This window comes from Mucilaginibacter sp. NFR10 (assembly GCF_900100445.1).
GTDB classification, from domain to species: Bacteria; Bacteroidota; Bacteroidia; order Sphingobacteriales; family Sphingobacteriaceae; genus Mucilaginibacter; species Mucilaginibacter rubeus.
In genome coordinates this window covers 1-24,077 of sequence record NZ_FMTV01000006.1, presented here as the reverse complement: position 1 = coordinate 24,077, position 24,077 = coordinate 1, and the positions used below count along the sequence as shown (strand labels likewise).

19 protein-coding genes and 1 riboswitch are annotated in these 24,077 nt (G+C 44.4%); of the genes, 6 read left to right on the top strand and 13 right to left on the bottom strand.

What is annotated here, in order from left to right:
* From BLP33_RS27495 to BLP33_RS19090, 5 genes are all read right to left on the bottom strand, one after another.
* Positions 1-165: a hypothetical protein gene (locus BLP33_RS27495; RefSeq protein WP_175490065.1), complete on the bottom strand. Its 165-nt coding sequence runs from the start codon at positions 163-165 to the stop codon at positions 1-3.
* Positions 165-1,397 (bottom strand): L-fucose:H+ symporter permease, encoded by a 1,233-nt coding sequence (gene fucP, locus BLP33_RS19105; protein ID WP_090532109.1) that lies wholly within the window; start codon positions 1,395-1,397, stop codon positions 165-167. Before fucP ends, BLP33_RS27495 begins: the two co-directional genes overlap by 1 nt.
* A gap of 13 nt (positions 1,398-1,410) precedes the next feature.
* Positions 1,411-2,334, bottom strand: coding sequence for an ROK family protein (locus BLP33_RS19100; RefSeq protein WP_090532107.1), 924 nt, complete (start codon positions 2,332-2,334; stop codon positions 1,411-1,413).
* A gap of 21 nt (positions 2,335-2,355) precedes the next feature.
* On the bottom strand, positions 2,356-4,260 hold the full coding sequence (locus BLP33_RS19095; RefSeq protein ID WP_090532105.1) for a glycoside hydrolase family 97 protein: 1,905 nt from the start codon (positions 4,258-4,260) through the stop codon (positions 2,356-2,358).
* A 439-nt stretch (positions 4,261-4,699) separates the two neighbouring features.
* Positions 4,700-5,416 carry a hypothetical protein gene (locus BLP33_RS19090; RefSeq protein ID WP_090532103.1) on the bottom strand — a complete coding sequence of 239 codons (717 nt, stop codon included), beginning with the start codon at positions 5,414-5,416 and terminating at the stop codon, positions 4,700-4,702.
* A gap of 54 nt (positions 5,417-5,470) precedes the next feature.
* Between BLP33_RS19090 and BLP33_RS19085 the strand changes: the two genes are divergently transcribed.
* Positions 5,471-6,187: an SAM-dependent methyltransferase gene (locus BLP33_RS19085; RefSeq protein ID WP_090532101.1), complete on the top strand. Its 717-nt coding sequence runs from the start codon at positions 5,471-5,473 to the stop codon at positions 6,185-6,187.
* Positions 6,184-7,794: an FAD-dependent oxidoreductase gene (locus BLP33_RS19080; RefSeq protein ID WP_090532099.1), complete on the top strand. Its 1,611-nt coding sequence runs from the start codon at positions 6,184-6,186 to the stop codon at positions 7,792-7,794. The genes BLP33_RS19085 and BLP33_RS19080 overlap by 4 nt, the downstream gene beginning before the upstream one ends.
* Positions 7,795-8,311: 517 nt before the next feature.
* Here BLP33_RS19080 and BLP33_RS19070 read toward each other — a convergent pair.
* From BLP33_RS19070 to aspS, 6 genes are all read right to left on the bottom strand, one after another.
* Positions 8,312-9,253, bottom strand: a complete 942-nt coding sequence (locus tag BLP33_RS19070) for an acyltransferase family protein (RefSeq protein WP_090532094.1) — start codon at positions 9,251-9,253, stop codon at positions 8,312-8,314.
* A gap of 60 nt (positions 9,254-9,313) precedes the next feature.
* Entirely contained in the window at positions 9,314-10,015 is a 702-nt protein-coding gene (locus BLP33_RS19065; protein WP_090532092.1) for a LytR/AlgR family response regulator transcription factor, read from the bottom strand.
* Between the two features lie 373 nt (positions 10,016-10,388).
* Positions 10,389-10,988 carry a MiaE family protein gene (locus tag BLP33_RS19060; protein ID WP_208057661.1) on the bottom strand — a complete coding sequence of 200 codons (600 nt, stop codon included), beginning with the start codon at positions 10,986-10,988 and terminating at the stop codon, positions 10,389-10,391.
* Between the two features lie 207 nt (positions 10,989-11,195).
* Positions 11,196-11,651: an FKBP-type peptidyl-prolyl cis-trans isomerase gene (locus BLP33_RS19055; protein WP_090532090.1), complete on the bottom strand. Its 456-nt coding sequence runs from the start codon at positions 11,649-11,651 to the stop codon at positions 11,196-11,198.
* Positions 11,652-11,730: 79 nt separating this feature from the next.
* Positions 11,731-12,195: an FKBP-type peptidyl-prolyl cis-trans isomerase gene (locus tag BLP33_RS19050; protein WP_090532088.1), complete on the bottom strand. Its 465-nt coding sequence runs from the start codon at positions 12,193-12,195 to the stop codon at positions 11,731-11,733.
* Between the two features lie 63 nt (positions 12,196-12,258).
* Complete coding sequence (gene aspS, locus BLP33_RS19045) at positions 12,259-14,004, bottom strand: aspartate--tRNA ligase (RefSeq protein ID WP_090532086.1); 1,746 nt, start codon at positions 14,002-14,004, stop codon at positions 12,259-12,261.
* Between the two features lie 190 nt (positions 14,005-14,194).
* A riboswitch (TPP riboswitch) is annotated at positions 14,195-14,413 on the top strand.
* Positions 14,414-14,473: 60 nt separating this feature from the next.
* Here aspS and BLP33_RS19040 point away from each other — a divergent pair.
* From BLP33_RS19040 to BLP33_RS19030, 3 genes are all read left to right on the top strand, one after another.
* On the top strand, positions 14,474-16,927 hold the full coding sequence (locus BLP33_RS19040) for a TonB-dependent receptor (RefSeq protein ID WP_354484617.1): 2,454 nt from the start codon (positions 14,474-14,476) through the stop codon (positions 16,925-16,927).
* Positions 16,928-16,996: 69 nt separating this feature from the next.
* Positions 16,997-17,629: a nicotinamide riboside transporter PnuC gene (gene pnuC / locus BLP33_RS19035; RefSeq protein WP_090532084.1), complete on the top strand. Its 633-nt coding sequence runs from the start codon at positions 16,997-16,999 to the stop codon at positions 17,627-17,629.
* Between the two features lie 323 nt (positions 17,630-17,952).
* Entirely contained in the window at positions 17,953-19,044 is a 1,092-nt protein-coding gene (locus tag BLP33_RS19030; RefSeq protein ID WP_090532082.1) for an acyl-CoA dehydrogenase family protein, read from the top strand.
* A gap of 325 nt (positions 19,045-19,369) precedes the next feature.
* Here the strand turns inward: BLP33_RS19030 and BLP33_RS19025 are convergent, their stop codons facing one another.
* Positions 19,370-19,906, bottom strand: coding sequence for a YfiT family bacillithiol transferase (locus tag BLP33_RS19025; RefSeq protein WP_090532080.1), 537 nt, complete (start codon positions 19,904-19,906; stop codon positions 19,370-19,372).
* A 90-nt stretch (positions 19,907-19,996) separates the two neighbouring features.
* Between BLP33_RS19025 and BLP33_RS19020 the strand changes: the two genes are divergently transcribed.
* Complete coding sequence (locus tag BLP33_RS19020; protein ID WP_090532078.1) at positions 19,997-21,826, top strand: FAD-dependent oxidoreductase; 1,830 nt, start codon at positions 19,997-19,999, stop codon at positions 21,824-21,826.
* A 799-nt stretch (positions 21,827-22,625) separates the two neighbouring features.
* Here the strand turns inward: BLP33_RS19020 and dinB are convergent.
* A complete protein-coding gene (gene dinB, locus BLP33_RS19015; RefSeq protein WP_090532825.1) occupies positions 22,626-23,744 on the bottom strand; it encodes a DNA polymerase IV in 1,119 nt (372 codons plus the stop codon).
* Positions 23,745-24,077 lie beyond the last annotated feature (333 nt).

The window sequence follows — 24,077 nt, the reverse complement described above, 5'->3', positions numbered from 1 at the left end:
TTAATTCAATACAATTTCAGCATCGGCGCTTGCCGGCATATTAAAACACCATTGTTTATTGAAGCCCTGGTTTACCGGCTCGGCTTTTATCGTTACATTATTGAGTGTGATAGTATGGTGTGCAGGCAATATGTGGGTTGATATGTTTCTCCGGGCACTTTTCATTAGTGTTTAACTTTATAAAATTTAGCGCCGAATAAAAAGATCACCGCGTAGCAGATGATCGGAAGGTAATAAGCGTGAGCGACACTATGATTGGCTATCTGCCCCATTATCATTGGAAATACCGCGCCGCCCACTACCCCCATCGCTATAAAAGATGAAGCCTGTTGTGTATGACTGCCCAGGTTTTTGATCCCCAAACTAAAAATGGTGGGGAACATAATGCTAAAAAAGAAGTTGATCATGAGCAGGGCGATGTATGACGTCCAGCCCAGGCTCTGTGCAACTATCAGGCACATTAAGATGCTGCCGCAGGCAAATGCCGCTAATAATTTATTGGGTGCGATATAGGTCATTAACGAAGTGCCCACAATACGCCCCAGTGCCATCATCCCCATAAAAATAATCATAAAGTAGCCGGCCTTTTTATTACTGAAATGCATAATATCCACACCGTAGTTGATAAAATATGCCCATGTGCCGGCTTGCGCCGCCACGTTAAAAAACTGTGCCGCAACTGCCCATACGAAATGCGAATGCTGATATAGTTTTTTTGATGGCTCCACGTCTACATTAACCACATCAGGATCGACGGCCGAAGTTTCTGCATGCGGATCTGTTAAAACCGGAATTTTCAAAAACATAAAAGCAACTGCTATAAGTATAATCACGCAGCCGATGGCCACATACAGCGCTTTTACTGAGCTTAGGTCGGTTGTGTGGATAGCTTTAGGTCCGAATAAAAAATACGTGCCAATACCGGGACCAATCATAGTACCCAATGCATTAAAGGTTTGCGCAAAATTTACCCGCTGGTCGCTCCGGCGCTGATCGCCCAGGGCAGCCGCAAATGGATGCGCAACAGTTTCTAAAGTAGCCATACCACAGCCCATAATAAATAAAGCTATCCTGAAAAAAGTAAATGAAGCCGCGTTGGCCGCAGGCACAAACAGGAATAAGCCCGAGGCAAATAAAATCAGTCCCAGGATTACGCCCGGTTTATAGCCAAACTTCTTTAAAAAATATCCTGCGGGGATACTCATAATAAAATAAGCCCCAAACACGGAGAACTGGATTAAGCCGGATTGGGATTTGGAGAGATTAAGCACATTTTGAAAATGCTTGTTCAGGATATCGCTCATGGAATGCAGTAAGCCCCACATTAAAAATAGTGAGGTTACAAATACAAAGGTTACGATGAATTTTTTCTCGGTAAAAGCTGGTTTATTGGTCATATTGTTATTAAAATTAATTACCCGGATGATTGGCGTTAAATAAGATATTAAGTCCCCGCCTGCTATCAAAAGCCGCAGCAGCACCCATCAGCGCCGCGTCTTCTCCCAATAAAGCTAATTTTATTTTTAAACTTTCAGCATATGCTGTTAACCTGGCGGTAAGTTCATCCAGAAACATGCCCGACGCTTTTGCAATATTGCCACCGATAACAATTACATCAGGACCTTCGGTTTGGATAATATCCCGAAGGAATAAAGACAGGTTGACCGTAAACTCATCAAAGATGTTCCTGACTACAGCGCTGTGTTTGGACATTGATATCAACGAGCTCACTCCGGTAGCGGACAGTCCGGTTGTTTCATGATATCGCCGTAAGAACCATCTTGTAGAGAAATAATCATCTGCAATGCTATCTTTATAAGGTTCGCCGCCCAGGTTTAAATCGTTCACAATACCATCAACGCACAAAGCTGAACCAAACCCTGTGCCCAGCGTAAGCCCAAGAACCTTACGGGAGCCGGTGCCTGCTCCCGCCACAACTTCCCCTTGTAAAAATGCTTCGGCATCATTTCGGAACAGGATATCTGCAGCATCTATCCTGAGCTCTTCAGACAGGTATAACTTAATATTTAAACCATAAATGGCCTCATACTTATGCAGGTCTTTGATCAGTGAAATCCCATTTTCATAATCAAATGGACCAGGCATGGCCAGGGCAACCTGCTGAGCCGGAGATCCGAATTTTTCATAAGCCTGTGTTAATGCTTCCGCCCAGGTTTTAAGTATTTCAGTTGCCGTTCCAAGCGAGTCCACAGTTAACCTGGTACGGGTATCTTCAATGATCATCTTTTTTTCCAGATCAACGACCGCTGCCGTAATATGCGTACCGCCGATATCTGCACTGATTACATAATTATTTTTACGCTGTTGGCTCATGTATGCTATATATATTATGGATTATTTTTCGGGAGTAAGATAAACCGCCTCGCCGCCCGATGGCAGCAGGGCAAATTTTAATACTGTTTTACTATTAACAGTTTTACTGCTGACCCTAACATGCGTTTCAGTGTTAACCGATGAGTCATCGCTATAAATAGTCGCTTTATACTTTTTACCGGGTTCTAAAAAACTTAGGTCAAGTTTGATTTCACGTGCATCATTGTTGGTGACAGTACCTACAAACCAATCTTTTCCGCTCCTGCGGGCTGTAGAAATGTATTCGCCCGGTGTTCCCTGCACTATTTTCGTTTCGTCCCATATGGTTGGGATTTTGTCCCAAAATTCCAGCTCGGGCTCATTATGCGCCGCCGAAGGCTTATCATACCAATACAGCGTTTGCAGCGGGCTGTAGTAAATTGCTGCCAGCGCCAATTGATGGGCATGGGTAGTTTTAATACGTTTATCAAAATAACAGAAGGTATAATCGGCTGCTCCGGCAATATACCGCGTAAAAGGCAGCACGGTATTGTGCGTAGCATCGGGCATTTCCTCGTTGCCACGGATCCCTTCGGCCGACATCAGGTTTGGCCAGGTACGCTGCTCGCCGGTTGGCCGCCAGTCGTCATGAATATTTACCATGATCTGGGCAGCGGCCGCCTGTTGAATTGCTTTTTCCACCCAGGTTGTCCAGCGGTGCGAGCCCTGCTGCACAAAACCAAATTTTACGCCTTTTACACCCCATTTATGATAAATAGCAAATAAACTATCACTTTGGGCTAATAAACCCTGCTGATTAACATATAACCAAACACCAACACCCTTATCATTGCCATATTTGATTATACCAGGCAGGTCAAAATCAGGTATAGCAACCTTGGTAGCATCCGAGCTAAAGCTAAATGCCGGTCCGTACCATTTCCAATCAAACAGAATATATTGCAGGTTATGCTTTACCGCGAAATCAATATTGGTTTTTGCATCATTTGTTGTCATGGCCATTACCCGCATGATTTTACCGGGTTTAATCCAATTAGTGTTGGCTATTGCCGATGGCTCATTAAGATTTAACATCATGTAATTATGTTCAATCAGGTCGCCCGGTTTTTCAGCTATCATGATTGCCCGCCATGGCGTGCCTACCGGCGAGATAAGCTGCGCCCCGCCAAACATAGAGGTTACCAGGGTGGATGGTTTATCGGCACTCAGCTTAAATTTAGTGCGTGCATAATCAATTAGTTGTGCTTCCCCCAGCGCTGCAAAAAGGCCGTTAGGCAATTCGATGGTTAACGGCCGTTCGCTTTCGCCGGGCCAGTTTTTTAGCGACAGTTTGTAATACGGCGCTTGTGCCCAATTGGCAAACCAGGCCTGGGTGCCTTCAGGCAGGTGAAACTCGGTGTTTTCCGCAGTGATGTTGTAGTAGGTTCCTTTAGGGTTTTCGGGGAAATAATACCGGAATGCAACCCCCTCGTTATAAACCCTTACCTGCACCTGCATTACATAAATGGGATTGTCATCCTTTACCAGCGTAATATTGATTGCGTTGTAATGATCCCGGATCATAGCCCGCTCTCCGGTAACTGGTGCCCATGTGGTATCATGCCGGGATGAATCAACGCCGGTGATCAACAGGTTTTCGCACCAGTTTCTATGCTGATCTACCTTCAGCGCCATTGCTTTTTCTGAAAGGTCATTATCCAGTTGCAGATCGAGAACCGACTGCAGAATTACCGGTTTGTTTTTATAATCCACGCTATAGTACATGGCACGTTTCCCGGCCTCAACTTTTTGACGAAACCTGAATGTTATATTTTTATCCGGCGACCGAAGGCTAAGTACAGAATCTTTTATTCCCTGTCCCCGAACCACACTGATAAAGCAGCTTAACCATAAACCGGTAATCAATATTATTGCGTTTTTTTTCATGTCAGATAGTATTTATCCAGGTAAGACAAATAATTTCACGATTTATAATCATATGAAAAGCAATTAGCAGTAATAATTATAAAGTTGATTCCGATCTTCTTGAGAGATAGTATATTACAGATAGGTAAGGGTAGATAAATAGGAGCTAAAAAAGTGAGAGCCTGACATGTGCGAGTATGTGCCAATTGAACCGGCCACTTTTAACCGCCCGTTGGCAGCCTTCATGGTTGAATTTTCGGCCCAGGGTATGATTCTCCTTCCGGAGAGTTCATCAAACTCTCATCTTAAATGCCCGGGCTTGCCATAAGCTCTTCAACGTTGCAAAAGCCTAACCGGGAGGAGCGTTGTTTCATGCGCGATTCAGGGTTTGCCCGATAGGTAAACGTAATAGGCAACAGTGCCACCCTTGCTTCCTGAATAAAAATAATTTGATAAGCACTTACGCAGCATTCGAAATATACTTCACCAGGCTTCTTTTGGCCACCGGCAGCAGTGTTTGCTCAAGCGGAAAAGTGATATCGCTGTGTACATAGTAAACCGCGGGGTTGGGCATAAACTTGTTCCGGTTTATGAGATGCAGTTTAATACTTTCGGGGGTATTGGTGATACTTTGTTCGTAGGCATCAACAAAAGCTACGTTAATGCCCCGGTATTTATCATCCTTACCTTCAAAAATAGTGATCTGGTACTCGTAGACCCGGTTGGTGCGTTCTTTGCCATTCTGTAACGAAAAATAACCGTGATAGGGCATTAAAGGGATAATGCCCACCGGATCAATATTCACATGGCTTTCTACAAAATCATAAATGTCCCTGCCGGTTTTTATAGCCGGGTCCATTTTGCCTAAGGCATAGGTAATGATCTGCTCTATCTCCTGCATGCTTTGATCATCCATAATGATCTTTTGATAGGTAAGCTTTACGGCGTCGATATCAGCCTGTGTTAAGCGTTGCGGAAAAGCCTGCTGTAACAGCGATTTATTCTTTTTAAAATCGATGAGGTTGTTATAATGAAATATCAGGTCGGCCAGGTTGGGATATAACCGGCTGTTATCAAAGTGACTGTTAATTTCCTGCAGGTAGCTTAACAGGATATATTTTTTGTATTCAAAATCAATATGACCTTCAATAAACCAGTTTGCGCCTAATTGCCTCATTTTTCAGCCTCCTTTTGATAGCTTAAATTAAACAAAAAACACCAACTTTGCAATATGCCCTATGGAACCCTTTATTTAATTCCCGTACCGCTGGCCGATGACGCGGCTGCAAAATCATTTACACCATACCTTACTGATACCATAAACAGTATCAAGGAGTACATCGTGGAGAATGAAAAAACCGCCCGTCGCTTTTTAAAAGAGGCCGGCTTGAAAACCCCGCAAAGCGAGCTTTTGATCCATGATTATGGCAAGCATAACCGCGACATGGGTAAGGCTGACTTTTTTAAAGGCCTGCAAGCAGGTAATGATGTGGGTTTGATGAGTGAAGCCGGCTGTCCCGGTGTTGCTGATCCCGGTGCCGAGATTGTGGATAAAGCCCACCGCATGGGCATTAAGGTTGTACCCCTGGTTGGCCCAAGTTCTATTTTGCTGGCGCTGATGGCTTCAGGCTTCAGCGGACAAAGTTTTGCATTTCACGGCTATCTGCCTATTGATAAAGTGCTTCGTGCTAAAAAGATCAAAGAGCTGGAAAGCACAGCCATAAAGCTTGATCAAACCCAGCTATTTATCGAAACACCTTTCCGCAATAACCCCATGCTTGAGGAGATCCTGAAAACAGGCAATCCCAAAACCAAGCTTTGTATAGCCCGCGACCTGACCTCCGCAACTGAGTTTGTGCAAACTAAAACCATTGCCGAATGGCAAAAGAAAGTGCCTGACCTGCACAAGCGCCCAACCATCTTTTTACTCTATCACGGCAATAAATGACCATAAGCCAGCAGCATACCCCGGTTGTAATAGTAGGCGCCGGTCCGTCAGGTTTGATGATGGCCGCCCAGCTTTTGCGCTATGGTGTGCAGCCGGTAATTGTTGATAGCAAGCAGGGACCAACCACCCATTCAAAGGCGCTTGCAGTTCAGGCACGGTCTATGGAGATTTATCGGCAGATGGGCATTGTCGATAAAGTGCTCAATGATGGTAAACGGGGAGGAGGTGTACAGTTTAACCAGGACGGTGAAGAGGTTGCCAGTCTTTCGCTTGCCAATGTTGGCGAAATGCAAACGGCTTTTCCATTTATCCAGATGTACCCGCAGAGCAAAAACGAGCGGTTATTGCTGGATTTTATTACCCTCAACTGCTGCCCGGTATACTGGAACACATCGTTGCTGTCACTAAGCCAGGATGCTGATAAGGTAACACTGAAACTGCAAAGCGGCGAGGATAAAGAAACCATTACCTGCGATTGGCTGGTTGCGGCAGATGGTGCCCATAGCACTGTGCGCAAGCAACTGAATATTCCTTTTAATGGGGATACCTACCAGCACCAATTTTATTTGGCCGATATAAAAATAGACTCCGACTTTGGCGATAAGGTTAACCTGTTCCTCTCAAAAAAAGGTTTCGCGGGCTTTTTCCCCATGCCCGATGAACGGAGCTATCGTGTGGTAGGCAACCTGCCCGATGAGTTTGATAAAAAAGACGAGCTTCAAATTGAAGAGGTGTTACCGCATTTGCGGGATGTAACCCAACAACAGATCATTGTTGAACATACCAACTGGTTCACTACCTACCGCCTGCATCACCGCATGGCCGATAAATTCAGGAAGCAGCGCTGCTTTTTAATTGGCGATGCCGCGCATATCCACTCGCCGGTTGGCGGCCAGGGGATGAATACCGGTTTGCAGGACGCCTATAACCTGGCCTGGAAACTGGCAGGTGTGGTTAATAACCAGCTTAAGGTATCGGTGTTAGATAGCTATGCGCAGGAAAGGATGCCTGTAGCAAAAGAATTGCTCAATACTACCGACCGGATCTTTAAAATGATCCTGTCGCGTAACTGGTTCATTAACTTATTAAAGAAATATTTGCTGCCTGTTGTTTTAAAATGGGTATGGAGGAAGCCCAGCCTTCGCGAAGCCTTTTTTAAACGGGTATCGCAAACCGGTATCTCCTATCGCGATAGCGCCATAAACCTTAACTTAAGCCATGCCAGCCAGATCAAAGCAGGCGACAGGCTTCCTTATCTCAAAGTGTTCGACGAAAAACGGGAGGTGGAAACCGACCTGCATGAATGGTGCAGTAAACCGGGTTTTACGCTCATCTGTTTAGGCAAGCTCAAAGAGCTCGACCTGTTTACCATCGCCAAATGGATAACCCAAAACTATGGGGCCAGTCTCAACTTTTTTTACCTGCCGCCTTCAACAAAAAATCAACACATTTTCGATGCTTTCGCCATCAAAGAAAACCAAAAGAAAGCCCTCATCATACGCCCGGATATGCATATCGGTTTTTTAAATGATGTGGTGGATATTGATATGATGGATAATTATTTGCTGAATGTAGCGGGGATGAAGTCCATAGACGATGGTCAATAGTCCATAGCTCTTGAAGTTAAAAGTCACCTGTAGAAGTCAAAGCCTCATTTCTGTCACATTTACCATGGACTATCGACTATTGGCCATGGACTAATAAACCACCATCACCCAGCCGCTCATTAAATTCCAATTCTTTAAATCTATTATATAGTAATATATTCCTGACGGAATATCTCGGTAATGCTCACCACAGGATCGCCAAGGCTTTGCGCGTTTGTTTTGCGAACTGATAAAAAGAAAAAAAAAAGGCTGATTAGGGGGAGTAACTTTTTTGCTTCCAACGGAATACTGTTTTTAAAAAAGCGCCTGCATGTAACTACTAACATACAGACGCTACTATCGCAACTATTATGAAAAGGGGTATTAATAAACCATTTATGGGGTTATAATTGGTTTATGATATAAATATGGGGGCAAAGCCGGTTTTTATCAATAATGTATCGATGAATAGCGCTTTTGTATTGGTGAATGTAAAAGGAGTGGAAAATAGTTTAAACGCCTGTAAATAACCAGTTAATCAGTATCTGATCCGTTTGGATAACCGTAAACAGGGCAGCTCCACCAGGCGATAAAACAGGTAAGCAAAACTGATACTCACAGCAATGCCTGTTAAAAATTCAAACGCCCTGAATCCAAATGTTTTTGGCAGGTGCATACCCATAAAAGCTACAAGACTGCTCCCAACAACATCATGGGTAAGGTATAGCGAAAAAGAGATTTTGGAAAAAAACGCAATAACCGGATAGCGTTTTAACGGCAGTATTAAAAGGACAAGTGCCAGAAGGCCGGCAGCCATAGGAAGCCACCCCGCACCATATAAACCAATGGCAGTTACAGCTACGCCATATATCAAAACCTCAGCTACCCCCTTTTTACCTGTCAGGTACAGGTAATATAATATCCCAAGAGCAAAAAAAGGAAAAACGTTTAACAGTGTTGATCCGGGTACGGGTATAAATAAAGGCAATAAGCAAATCAGGGGCAGGGAGATGGCGCCCCATTTTTTTATAATAATTGGAAAGAAAACGCCGATGAACAGGTAATATTGCAACTCAATCCCCAGCGTCCAGTAAACGGGGTTTAGGTATGGGCGACCAGTAAAATTGTTGATATAAGCTAAGTGGGTTAATATGTTACTGATATCGGGCCGATAATTTGTGTTTAATAAATACCCGGCCAAAATGGTTAATAATATGGAGGCTATGTAAGGCGGCTCAATGCGTGCTATTCTTTTTAAAATGTACTTGGGGAATAAGGCCCAGCTATAATTTTCAGGAATAGCCCAGCAAATTATAAAGCCTGACAACAGGAAAAACATTTGAACGCCCAGCCAGCCGTAGTGCAGGCCGGGTAATGATTTGCCGCCAAGATGAAACAAAGCTACCGCCAATGAAGCTATTGCCCTGATATAATCAACCTGCTGGATATGTTGCCTGGTTTTATTCTCTGTTAAAGTCATTATATAAAAGCCAGTTGATTAATTGTTATTGATAAGCCAATCATGATAATTGCATTCATTTTACTTCTGTTTCGACCAGTTGCGTGCAAAATCATTATAGCTTTCGCTTACCGGCAGCTCAACATTTGTAAGCCGCACCTTACGATTTTGAATAGACCGGATCTTGTTGACAGGTACGATATAGCTGCGGTGAATGCGCTGAAATTTGGCGGAGGGCAATTTCTCCAATACCTTTTTCATGGGTATCAGCGTAAGGATGGTTTTATCATTAGTGATATGGATCTTGATATAATCCTCCATACTTTCAATATATTCAATAGTATCCAGATCTATTTTAACCATGCGGTATTCGGAGTATACATACAGGCTTTCGTCAGTTTCGTCGTCGGTGGGCTTGTTTTTGTACTTGTAGTAATCAAACGCCTTTTCAACAGCTTTGGTGAAGCGTTTAATATCTATCGGTTTTAAAATATAATCAATCGCTTCCAGTTCAAAACCCTCATACGCAAACTTTTTATAGGCGGTAGTAAATATTACCATGGGTTTAGTCTGCAAAGAGCGCACAAGGTCAATGCCGGTAACATCGGGCATGTTGATATCAACAAAAAGAAGATCTATTGGGGTGTTTTTTAAAAATTCGGCGCCGGTTATAGCATCTTCAAAAGTATTAACCATTTGCAATGCCGGGAAGCGTGATACATATTCGCTTATAAGCCTTAAGGCCAGCGGTTCATCATCAATGGCTATACATTTAAGCACCATAATTTAAGTTTGTAAAGTAAGTTGAACAATATACTCATTATTCAGGCTGCTTATATTGAACAAATGCCTGCCAGGATATCAATGTCCAGGCGCTGTTTGGTGTTGTTTATGCCGATGCCGGTATGCTGGTAATCACTTTTCCGTAAACCAAAAACCCGGTTTTTGCAGTAAAATGAAATATTGCGCTCATTAATATTAATTCTAATATCAATAGCAGCAGGTTCGCGCTTGCTTACGCCATATTTGCACTGGCCCCGGGTATTTAAAAAAACAGCGGAAAGGCCATGAACAGTCTTAACTTAAAAGTCTGTAGTTTAAGTAGTAAGTAAAGCGTACAGGTCAACACGTCAAAGCTTCGATTCAGACTCAAAACTTACCCATGAATAGTTTCACCTTTACCGTAGTTCTGAATTACCTGGGCTTCATACTCCAGAAATTGTTTCCAGCGGGCTTCAACATCAATTTCTTCAGCGTATTTTTTGGCCAGCCGAATAAACATAGAGTAGTGGGTTGCTTCGCTTACCATTAGTTCGTGGTAAAAAGTTGCCAGTTGTTCATCATTAATATTTTCGGACAGCACTTTGAAGCGTTCGCAGCTCCTGGCCTCTATCATGGCCGAAAACAGCAGCCTGTCAATTAGCTGGGCTTCGCGGCCTCCGCCGGTGATGATAAATTTTCTGAGCTCGTTCACATAGTTGTCCTTCCGCTCGCGGCCGAGAATATAACCGCGTTCCAATATAATATCATGTACGCGTTTAAAATGATCCATTTCTTCCTGCACCAGCAGGGCCATTTCCTGTACCAATTCGCTCAGGTTTGGGTTTTGAACAATAAGGGTAATGGCATTGCTGGCAGCCTTTTGTTCACAAAAAGCATGATCGGTCAAAATTTCTTCAATATTGCTCTCTACCACGTTTTTAACCCAAAGCGGATCGGTAGGCAACTGCAGTTTTAGGATGGTTTTCTCACTCACAGTACAAAGATAGTTTTTGGAGGTGAAAGGTTAAAGGCGAAAGGTAAAAGGTATTTTTACCGTGGAAATTAAAAAATGAAGACCATCTTTATGGGATAGCCTTCGTTATTGGCGCTTGATCCGGTATGAGTACCGGTTGCCGTGTTTAGCACATCATGCCGGCAGTAAAAACCATACCAGCAAGGTTTTTCTATAGCATTAGTTAAATCAACTAAAACTAAGCAGATCAATTGTAAATACCAAAACCGAATTTGCGGGGATGCTTCCGGCCGCACTATTGCCGTAGCCTTCTCTTGAGGGGATCACCAAAATAATCCGACCGCCGGTTTTTACATACGGCAGGCCCGATTGCCAACCCTTGATAAGGCCCTGCAGGCTTTGGTTAATGGTGCCCGAGTCAAATGTAGTTCCATCCAATAGTTTGCCGGTATAAGTTACTTTAACAGTCGATTTAATGGTTGGATTTGCACCTGTTCCCTGGATTACTATCTTGTAATAAACACCAGAGCCATCAGCAGTAGTATGAAAAGCAGTGTCAGTACCGATATAAGCTTTAATAGCGGCATCATCCGTGGCTGCCTGTTTTGAGGCATCGAATTTGTCTTTTGAGCACGAGGTGAGGATCACCAATGGGGCGAATACGAATAATAGAAATTTCTTCATTAGTTAATAGTTCTGTTTGGATTAATTTGACGCGCAAAAGCTACAGAACGCTACAATAATTGAACTTATTTTGGGAAGATTAGTTAAATTCTGTTAAATCGACGGTGAACACCAATACCGAATTTTCGGGGATGCGGCCTACGCCATTGGCACCATAGGCGAGGCCCGAGGGTACAATGAGCAATACGGTGCCGCCCGCTTTTACCAACGGGATGCCTATTTGCCAGCCTTTAATCAAACGGTCTAACGAGCTTGAAAAACCGCTTGCTTTATCAACCACCATATCATTTAACAGCGCTGCGGTATAATTTACAGTGACCAACGAATTTTCGTTAGGATTTCTCCCCTTGCCTTCGGATAAAACCTGGTAATAAATACCGGAGGGGTGTTTCTGCACTTTGATCTGCGGGTTGGCCTTCAGGTAAACGCGTATCAGCGAATCATCTGTTTGGGCTTGTTTAGCACGGTTTAATTTCGCTGAGTTATCACATGACATCATCAGTGTAATAATAACCGCGCTTAGCAATAGAACGTATTTTTTCATGAGGGTTGGCCAAATAAAAGCCCCCTTTGCAATAAAGGAGGCTCAGTGTATGTTTTGGGTTGGTTAAACCGTTGTTTTTATTTTTAGTTCGGTCATTTGTGCTTCGGCAATGGTTGATGGTGAATCGATCATCACATCGCGGCCCGAATTATTTTTAGGAAATGCGATCACATCGCGAATTGAATCCAAACCTGCAAATATCGATGCCAAACGATCGAAACCAAAAGCAATACCACCATGCGGAGGTGCTCCATATTCAAAAGCATCCATCAAAAAGCCAAACTGTTTTTGTGCTTCCTCCGGCGAGAAACCAAGGTGCTTGAACATCAATGATTGCAAGCCGCGGTCGTGGATCCGGATAGAGCCACCACCAATTTCGGTACCGTTGATCACCAAATCATAAGCATTGGCACGTACAGCTCCCGGTTCGGTATCCAGCATGGCAATGTCTTCGGGTTTTGGCGAGGTGAACGGATGGTGCATAGCATGATAACGGCCACTTTCTTCGTCCCACTCCAGCAACGGGAAGTCAACAACCCATAGTGGTGCAAAAGTATTTTTATCGCGCAGGCCTAAACGGTTGCCCATTTCCAAACGTAGCTCATTCAGTTGTTTGCGTACTTTATCGGCACCACCGGCCAGGATCAGCATTAAATCGCCTTTTTCGGCATTGAAAGCAGCGGCCCAGTTGGTCAGCTCATCTTCATTATAGAATTTATCGACTGATGACTTCAGAGTACCATCCTCATTGTAACGGCAGTATATCATGCCGGTTACACCGATTTGCGGGCGTTTTAACCACTCGGTAAGCTCATCAACCTGTTTACGGGTATAACCTGCGCAGCCTTTGGCGTTGACGCCAACAACCAGTTCTGCATTGTCAAAAATGCTAAATCCTTTGCCTTTAACAATGTCATTCAGCTCAACAAACTCCATCCCAAACCGCAGGTCGGGTTTGTCAGATCCGTATAAACGCATAGCATCTGAATACAACATGCGCGGCAGTTCAACCAAATCAATACCTTTTACAGTTTTGAACAGGTGACGGGTAAGGCCTTCAAATATATTCAGAATATCTTCCTGGCTTACAAATGAAAGTTCACAGTCGATCTGCGTAAATTCAGGTTGGCGGTCGGCACGTAAGTCCTCATCCCTGAAACATTTTACGATCTGGAAATAACGGTCAAAGCCGCTTACCATCAATAATTGCTTAAAAGTTTGGGGCGATTGCGGGAGGGCGTAAAATTCACCTGCGTTCATGCGGCTTGGCACCACAAAGTCACGCGCGCCTTCTGGAGTCGATTTGATCAGTACCGGGGTTTCAACTTCGATGAAATCAAGCTTATCTAAATATTTACGCACTTCCTGCGCCATCTTATGGCGAAGTACCAGGTTGTTGCGGATAGGGTTACGGCGCAGGTCGAGGTAGCGATATTTGGCACGCAGTTCCTCGCCGCCATCGGTTTCGTCCTCAATCAGGAACGGCGGCAGCTTGGCGGCATTAAGCACTTCAATATCAGTAACGGCAATTTCAATTTCGCCGGTTGGGATTTTGGTATTCTTGCTGGCCCGTTCAATTACATCACCGGTAACTTTGATCACAAACTCACGACCAAGCCCGCGGCTTTTTTCGCGCAGGGTAGCATCTGTATCTGTGTTAAATATCAATTGGGTTAAACCATAACGGTCGCGCACATCGATAAAAGTGGTACCGCCCAAATCGCGCGATTTTTGTACCCAACCGCATAAAGTAACGGTTTGGCCTAAATGGCTGATATTTAATTCGCCGCAGGTATGAGTTCTAAGCATAACAATGTTTTATAAAAGTCTGCAAAAGTAGGGTTTTAGTTGGAAGTCTGGAAGTCCGAAAGTCGGAAAGTCCGAAAGTAACAGTATTCTTTCTGCATAATCTATAGGCTTACTGGCTTTTGAGTGCAGATATTCAGCTTTCGGACTTCCTGACCATTGACTTTCGGACTTAAATCCTATCTTTGCCTCAATAATTCTCAAGGGGTGCCTTGCTTTGGTTGCAAAACAAACTGCAGATTGTTTTACCAAACTGAAAGACGGGCTGAGATCATACCCAGGGAGTAAGTCAATAAGTACTAAGTTTTAAGCCTTAAGTCAAAGCGACTTTGGACTAACGACTTCCGGCTCACGACTTCCCCCCACACCTGATCCGGATAATGCCGGCGGAGGGATAAAGGTAAATAAGTTAAGTGTACTGCCGCGTTACCCTGGCGCGCAGATGGTTTAACTCAATTTTTGTTACAACATTTTGAAAAATTTATTTGTGGCTGTTATGGCCCTGTTGTTGCCTGTTATGGCATCGGCCCAGCTTTCCATTTCGGGGAAAGTAACCAATCAATCCGGCGAAGCATTGCCCGGCGCAACTATCACTATTTTAAACCCGCAGCAAAGCACTATTACAGACGCTGCAGGTAAGTATAGTTTTAACGATCTGAAAAAAGGCAATTATACCGTTAAAGTCAGCTATATCGGCTATCAACCTTTAACCAAAAGTGTTACACTTGCTGCTAATCAATCAATCAACTTTTTATTGGGCGGCAGTACATTTACTGCTGATGAGGTTACTGTAACAGCTACCCGTGCAGGTAAAAACTCACCTACAGCATTCACTAACCTCAGCAAAAAAGATCTCGAAAAAAACAACTTTGGTCAGGACCTGCCTTATTTGTTAAATCAAACGCCATCAGTGGTAATCAACTCGGATGCAGGTACAGGTATAGGTTATACAGGGATCCGGATCCGCGGGTCGGACGCATCGCGTATTAACGTAACCGTTAACGGCATTCCTTTAAATGATGCTGAAAGCCAGGGCGCATATTTTGTCGATCTGCCCGATTTTGCATCATCTATCAACACCCTGCAAATCCAGCGTGGTGTGGGTACTTCAACCAATGGCGCAGGTGCCTTTGGCGGTAGTATCAATGTACAAACCGCTACCCGCAGGGACACCGCCTATGCTCAGCTCGATAACTCAGCAGGTTCATACGGTTCACTAAAAAACACCGTAAGTGTAGGGACAGGTCTGCTTGGCGGCAGGTTTAGTATCGACGGGAGGTTATCGCGCATTCGATCTGATGGGTACATCGCCCGTGCATCATCCCGTCTGAAATCTTTTTTTGTGAGCGGTGCTTACTATGGTGATAACAGCACCTTGAGGCTTAATGTATTCTCGGGCCATGAGCGTACCTACCAGGCCTGGAACGGCGTGGCCGATTATGTAATAGGTGATGATACCCGCCCGGATAACCGCACTTATAACGAATTGGGAGATATGGGTAACGGAACCTTTTATAAAGACCAGGTTGACGATTACCTGCAAAACCATTACCAGTTACTGTACGATAAAAAGTTTTCGGATAAACTGTCGTTCAGCGGGGCCCTGCATTACACTCATGGCGAAGGTTATTACGAAGAGTACAGGAAAGGTGATGCGGTAAGTAATTATGGTTTATCACCTGTTATTTATGGTACCGATACTATTTCAACCACTAATCTTGTTCGCAGGCTGTGGCTTAATAATGATTTTTATGGTGTTACTTATGCCTTAAAATATCAGCCTACTACCAAACTGAACTTCAATCTTGGTGGCGCCTACAATGAATATAAAGGTGCGCATTATGGTAATATTATTTCTGCCGAAGAAAGTATAGGCGTTGGTCCTAACTATCAATACTATCGGGATGATGCCAAAAAGAAAGATTTTAACATTTTTGGCCGTGCCGAATGGCATGTAGATAAATTTTTGTTGTATGCCGATATGCAATACCGCCACATTAATTATTCGTTCTTCGGTATCGACAAAAACCTTAACAATGCGCAGCAAACAGCGCAGTTAAACTTCTTTAACCCTAAAGCAGGTGTTACTTACCAGTTTAATGAGCACAGTAATGTGTATGCCTCCTTTGCGGTGGGCAACCATGAGCCCAACCGCGATGATTATGTCGACTCGCCTCCGCAAAACCGGCCGAAACCAGAAAACCTGAAAGATTTTGAGGCCGGCTACCGCTTCAGCTCACCTGTTTTTAGCGGGGAGTTGAATGGTTTCTACATGCTATATAAAAATCAACTGGTATTAACCGGCTCATTGAATGATGTAGGCAGCCCGGTGCGTACCAACGTAAAGGACAGCTACCGCGCGGGTTTGGAATTCAGCGGAAAAGTGAAAATCACTGATCAGTTAAACTGGAGCGCTACCGCAACGCTCAGTACTAACAAGATTAAAAACTATCACCAGTTTTTCTCTAATTATGACGATGGCTCGCTGGTTGAAGAAACTTTTGCCAAAACAGATATTGCCTATTCGCCGTCTTTCACAGGTTCAAGCGTAATCAGTTACAGTCCTGTTAAAGGCGGAGAAATTGCCTTCATCAGCAAATATGTGGGTAAGCAATATTTAGATAATACCATGAACCATAATCCCGAAGGTTTTGGCATAGCACCCGATAATGCCGCTAATCCTTATGCCGCCAACCGTTTGCTGAACAGCTTTTTTGTGAACGATGTGAGGCTGAGGTACAGCTTCAGTGTTCGCTCAGTTAAAAACATAACTATAGGCTTGCAGGTTAATAATATCTTCAGCGAGAAGTATGAAAATAATGGGGCTACCTACCCGGATATTGAAGGAGGACATGTAATTAACTACAACTATTACTTCCCGCAGGCGCCCCGGAACTTTATGGCATCGTTGAGTCTGGGATTTTAATGGGCACTAATTTTATATCGAAACAAATTTTACGAATTGGATCGAATTTCACGAATTGAAAATTAGGATATGCAACACTGGCTCGACCTGTTCATTGAACAAATAAAGGAAACTACCTGGCTGCAATGGCTTGCTGTTGCGCTGGGTGTTACCGAGGTGCTGCTGGCCCGCGTAAATAACATATTGTTGTACCCGGCAGGAATATTGGGTACGGCCATCTCGATATTTCTGCTGATGGAAGTTCATTTATATGCCGAATCGGTACTGAACGGCTACTACATTGTAATGAGCGTTTATGGCTGGATCTACTGGATAAAGAAGCGTAACGAGCCTCCGGTAAAAATTACCTACTCCACCAAAAATGAATGGATAATAAGTTTGGCGATCAGCATTGTGGGTGGGGTGGTATTTTATTACATGATCAAAAACCTACCTGCTAAGTATTTTACACCGTCAAACGTGCCCGGCTGGGATGCTTTGGTATCCTCTACCGCCTGGGCAGGTATGTGGTTGCTGGCACGCCGTAAAATGGAGAATTGGATTTTTTTGAACATTTCCAACTTCTTCGCGGTGCCGCTTCTGTTTTACAAAAAGCTGCCTATGTTTGCCATGCTCACCATCTTCCTGTTTATTATAGCGATATGGGGCTATTTTGAATGGAAGAAACAAGTCGAGGCAGAGCGGTTGGTGGTTGGAGATTAGAGGTTAGGAAGAATGTTCAATGGCCAGGTTGTACCAGGTGTTCAATTTTAAAAAGTGTAAACACCCGGCGTTTTTTGAAAAATAAACATGGTTGATAACCAATGCTTTACGAATTGATTAAAATTCAATTTTAATCAAATTGAACGCCTTGGTTCTGGTAATCAGTACTTTGTGTTTTTAAGGAGCCGAATCATTGAACACCCGTTTTTCAAAAATTGAACACTGACAAAATACTGTCAGTATCTTTTGTTATCCTGATGGTAAATTGAGTATTGTCTGTTACGCTTTAAGCCTTTTGCTTTCAGCTTTAAGCTAAATAAAAAATGCATCCATCACAAAATTTAAAACCCGAATGGGTAGATATCATCCGGAAAGCAGCTCCTGCAGCTGAGCAGGCCGGCAAGCTGCAGCCCGATCAGCTGGCGCTTATTTATGAACAGGGCTGGTTTAAATTTTTAGTGCCGAAAGCTTATTCCGGTTTGCAATTGGCCTTGCCGCAAATGGTACGACTGGAAGAAAGTTTGGCCTGGGCCAATGGCAGTTTGGGTTGGGTTGTGACCCTTTGTGCCGGTGCAGGTTGGTTTGGTGGATTTCTGGATCCGGCTTTAGCTGCAGAGATCATGACCAATCCGCAATTGTGCCTGGCAGGTAGCGGTGCATCAACAGGTACAGCTACCATTAGCGGAGATGGCTATATCATCAACGGTACCTGGAAATATGCCAGCGGTGCACATCATGCCACACATATCACTGCAAATTGCATCATTAAAAAAGGCGATGAAACTGTTTTGAATGATGATGGTGAGCCACTGATATTACCTTTTATTTTTGATAAAAAAGATGTACGCGTTTTACCGGCCTGGAGGTACGTTGGCATGATGGCCACCGGAAGTGATGCCTATGAAGTAAAAGACCTGTACGTTGATAAAAATCGTTGTTTTAAGATCGACCCGCAGTATACGGTTGTAAACGAACCTTTATATCGCTACCCCTTTCTGCAATTAGCCGAAGCAACGCTGGCCGCTAACCTTTCGGGATTAGCTGTTCATTTTCTTGACCTCTGCGGACCGGCGTTTGATGAACGGATGAAAAACCCGCGTTTAACCAACCCTCAAAAAAGATACATTAAACAATTACTGGCCGATCAAACCACCTTACTCAATGAAATCCGTGCGGAATTTTACGAGGTTGTTGATAACTCATGGAACAACTTTGACTCGGATGATAATAATGGCTTACCGGAAGTAAGTTTAATGAGCCGGAAGCTGGCCAAAGTTTCGCGCGAAAGTGTGGATAGGCTTTATACCTACTGTGGTTTATCTGCCGCCAACCCCGATACGGAAATTAACCAGGTATGGCGGGACCTGCATACCGCAGGTCAGCATTCGCTGTTAACCTTTGAATCGATTGATTAAAAGATATTCAGTTAGCTCGTTCGTAACCCCGTAAAAAATCGGAATGACGTTTGAAATTTATTTAAAGATGGTGCATGGAGCTGCGTTAGGGATGGGAGCGGATACCGGCCTGTGGCTAAGGCCTTGTGCAGTATGAGCGTACAGCCCGGGCCGCAGGCAACGCCCATATTTATAAATCAATTAAAAAACGCATCCGATAATCAATAACTTACATTTACGTCATAACGTCCCTTCAGAGCCTCTCGCAGAGAGACCCTGAGGGAACATAAACTTGATTCCGGTAAAACACACCTTTCGCCTTTTACCTTTATCCTTTCACCTCAAATCAAACCTTCGCAAACTTCTTCACCGTTTCGGTTACATGTGCCAAATGGTGGTTGCTGTGCCATGCGTACAGGGCCAGTCCTTTTTTCAGCGATATCGTTTCGCCCGAGGCCGGATGTACAAATGTGCGTGCCCATTCGTTTTCGGTGAAACTTTCAAACAGGGCTACAAAATGCTGATGGATGCCTTCCAGCATTTTTAATGATGGCTCAACCGGCAGGCGGTAATCTGGCAGCAATGCCCAGTCGGCCTCTTCATATGGCTTTATAGTTGGGTTATTTTCAGTAAGGGCAAGCTTAAAGCGGGTAATGGAATTCATGTGGCTATCGGCCAAATGGTGAATCACCTGGCGTAGTGTCCAGCCGCCGGTGCGGTATGGCGTATCCAGTTCCTGGTAATTAAGGCCGGCAATTGCATGACGCAGCTTCCCCGGCAGGGTAGCAATATCTTCAATCCAGCCGCGCATATCTTCGGTAGTGTATGAAGCCGGGGGCGCAAACTTCCCAATAGGGTATTTCATTTGTTCGTCTGTCATCATAAATGTTAAAAAAATTTAAATTAGGCATTATTTTATACTACCACAAGCTTTTGGCCTATTTTAGCGTTCTGTAGATTGTTAATTTAACTAATGATAAAAAAGTTACTGGCGGTACTTTTAGTTTTTAACTGTACGCTATCCTTTGCGCAAACCATTAAAACCGACATATTAGTTGTAGGCGGAAGCGCAAGCGGAACAGCAGCCGCAATACAAGGTGCACGAAGCAAACTGAAAACCATGCTAGTTGAACAAAGCCCCTGGCTTGGCGGCAGCATGACAGCTGGCGGGATGAGCATAGTTGAAGGTAACCGCAATTTACCAACAGGCATCTGGGGCGAGTTCAGGCGCAGGGTGCGGGATTTTTATAGCAAAACCCCGGGTTATGATACGGCTTACAATGCTACGCTAAGATTTGAACCATATACCGGGGCCGCTATCCTCAAAAAAATAACCGATACGGTAAAAAACCTCACTGTAAAACTAAATACCCCATTTACAGGCATTAAAAGAGATGGCACCGGTTGGGATGTAACTATCACCCTCGACGGGAAAACCGCTACCGTAAAAGCTAAAGTAGTTATTGATGCTACCGAAACCGGTGATGTGGCCGCCAAAGCAGGCGAAACCTACGTTTATGGTTTTGAGGCTAAAAAGCAAACTAACGAAGCCCTGGCGCCTGATAATGAATCGGCACAGTTGCAGGACCTTAGCTGGATTGTTATTTTGAAAGATTTTGGTGCCGCGGCAGATAAGACCATTGCCAGGCCCGAAGGCTATGATGCCGCGGCGTACACTTGCCTTAAGGGTAAGAATATTAAAAAAATGCTTGATGATGGCAGGCTGCCCAATGATAAATACATGATCAAATGGGCCGAATGCGGAAACCAGTTCCCAGTTGCCCCTGATAATTTAAAGCCGGAAAACCGGGAAGCTTTTTATGCCAAAGCACGCTTGCATACTTTAGGATTGATCTACTATCTGCAAACCGAACTGGGCTACAAAAACCTCGGTTTGGACGAAGACTTTACTACCCCCGATCATTTGCCATATCTTCCATATTTGCGCGAGGCAGGTCGCGCGACAAAAGGTTTGGTGAGGATGATGCTGGATGATGTGTACAAACCTTACGACCGCGAATCAAAACTTTACCGTACAGCCATTGCCGTTGGCGATGCCTCGCCGGGGCAGCATTATACAGATGCCAATGCTCCGAAAGTTATTTACCCGCCTTTCCCTGCTTATGGAGTGCCGTTAGGAGCTATCGTATTGAAAGATCTGGATAATTTACTGGTAACGGAAAAAGCCATGTCGGTAACGCACCTGGTAAATGCCAGTACCATGTACCCATCCGTACAAATGGCCATTGGACAGGGTGCCGGTGCAACCGCAGCCTATTGCGCCTTTTTTAAAACCACTACGCAAAACTTAAATGTGCGGATAATCCAGGGCGAGCTGCTCGACTTTAAAGCCTGGATCATGCCCTTTGCCGATATTAAACCAACCGACCCGTATTTCCGGGCCATGCAACAGATAGGAGCTTCAGGGTTATTAAAAGGTGTACAAAAAGCAGATGGCAATACCGCGCGTTTGTTATTTCAGCCTGATTCCTTAGTTGCCACAGCCGAAATCAAACCAACGCTGGAAGAGATTTATACTCGGGGCTTTTTATGGTTCAATAAAGAGAAGCCCGGCCCGGTGTTCACGGTAGGAAACCTATTATCGTTTATCAGCGAAACTACGCTAACCGATCCGCATACTTTGGAGATTGCCATGCAAAAGGTCTGGAAAGATCAATATAAATTCAGTTCTGCTTTTGATATGAAACGGCCGGTAACCCGTCGTGAATTTGCTATACTGGCCAACAGGTTTTTTAATCCTTTTGCGCGGTCGGTGGATATTGCGGGGAGGATGGTGAATTGACGATCATTTAAAATATCATTTTGACCTAAAAAGAGAAGTGCTGTTCGAAGTCTCTGACTTCGAATTAAGTATGCCTGCAGTCTGAGACGACAGAACCCAAAACATTTCCTGTAGTTACAAACTACAAATATAATGGTCCAAAGTCAAAGACTTCGGGCAGTAGGGGTGACATGATTAAAAACGGGTGTCATGCTGAGTGATTTAAATCCGTTGGATTCTGAAGGAGCAATGACATCTCCTCCACGTCATTGCTGAGTTACGAAGCAATCTCTTATAGGCAGACAAGGTGCTTAGTGGTATTGAACTTACATCGTCGCGCTCTTGGCCGCGCGGGGCCAGATACTTTTGTCTTGACACAAAAGTATCCAAAAAGTCAAGTCAGCAGATAGGCTTCTTTGCGCTCACCCACCCCACAACCCGTCGCGCCGGCCTTTGCCCTGCAAAACGGGCAGAACCACGGGCTGCAATTATTTTGCCCGCTACGCTCGCGCTTTCCCAATGCTTCTGCAAAAACTTGCTATGCCCCTTCCAGCGCTCAAGGTCACCATTGTTCTGCCCGCTTTCATCCGAAGCTTACCTGCTGACGGGAACATTCTTTATTTATTATGTCATGGGTAGCCTGTCGAAGCATAGCGGGCTGGGCCTCTGTGCGCGACCCTTCGACAGGCTCAGGGTGACAGGCCCTCTTTTGTCATTTCGCTTTGAGAGCCCGCCGGATTTAAACGCTACTCATGACAAAAAACAGGTAATGATAAACCTGTCTCGGCAATCGTTAACATGCCCCTGCAGAACCAAGTTTTTATAACTCCAATTCCAACTGATCTCCCGGCCCAAGCTCTTTATCATCCCGCTGCTTAACCGGCAATTCGCCAAAGTTTGAAAGCGAAATGCCCAACAGCCGCACTTTTACATCATCAACACCTGTGGCAGCCATCAATTGTTTGGCCGTATGGCTGATTGTTTCCAGATCGTTTACCGGTGTGGGGAAGGATTGATTGCGGGTGATCTGTTTAAAATCGTGGTATTTTACCTTGAGGGTAATGGTGCGGCCTTTCAATTCATATTTAAGCAGCCGGTTATGTACCGTGATCGCTATTTTATCCAGTTCAGCCTCCATTTCCTCAAGAGTTGTCAGGTCATAAGCGAAAGTATCTTCGGCGCCCAGTGATTTGGTTTCGCGGTGGGGTTGCACTTCGCGGTTATCAATGCCGCGCACTATCTGGTAGTAAAATTTGCCAACCTTGCCAAAGTGTTTTACAAGGTCACTTTCTTCCATTCGTTTCAGATCGGCTCCGGTGTGCAGGCCCATCTGTTTCATTTTTTGAGCGGTCACCTTACCTACACCAAAGAATTTTTCGACGGGCAGCTGCTCCATAAAGTTTTCGATGCTTGATGGTCCGATAAACTTCAGGCCATCGGGCTTATTGATGTCAGATGCTATTTTGGCTACAAATTTATTGATAGACACTCCTGCCGATGCGGTGAGCTGCAGTTCGTCCTTAATAGCCTGTTTGATAAGTTTGGCTATTTCAATGGCTGAGCCGATGTCCTGCTTATCGTTGGTTACATCCAGGAAAGCTTCATCTAAAGAGAGCGGTTCTATCAGGTCGGTATAACGGCTAAAGATCTCCCGGATATGCTGTGATACCTCCCGGTATACATTAAACCTTGGCCTTACAAACAAAGCATGCGGGCAAAGCTGTAATGCCTTTTTCGATGACATTGCCGAACGGATGCCAAATTTTCGGGCCTCGTAACTGGCGGTAGCCACCACACCTCCCCGGCCTTCGGGCAAACCGCCCACCACCAAAGGTTTACCCCGGTATTCCGGAAAATCCCGCTGCTCAACCGACGCGTAAAACGCATCCATATCAATATGGATAATTTTACGATGGGTATTGGGTGATTGCTCGGTCATGGTGATAAGAACAAATATAGGCGGGTTGCAGGTTTGCTGCAATTGAGCTAAGGCTGCAATTGTGGGGATTGAGCAGAAAGTGGCTGGATATGCTCGAACAGCTTCCATTTTATAAACCGCTTAAAGAGCAGAAAAAAGGAAGGTCCAAAACAGGAAAATTATAATTATTTGATAATCAATATATTAAATGCTATCTTTAGGTGTAAATAAAAAGAAAGGCAGAACCCTTCACCGGTCTGCCTTTCAAAAAAATAGAAATAAAACTATGAGAGCAAAAATACATAAAGTTTGCCTTTACGGGCAAACTACGTTCTGCCCTCAATCTCAAAAAAA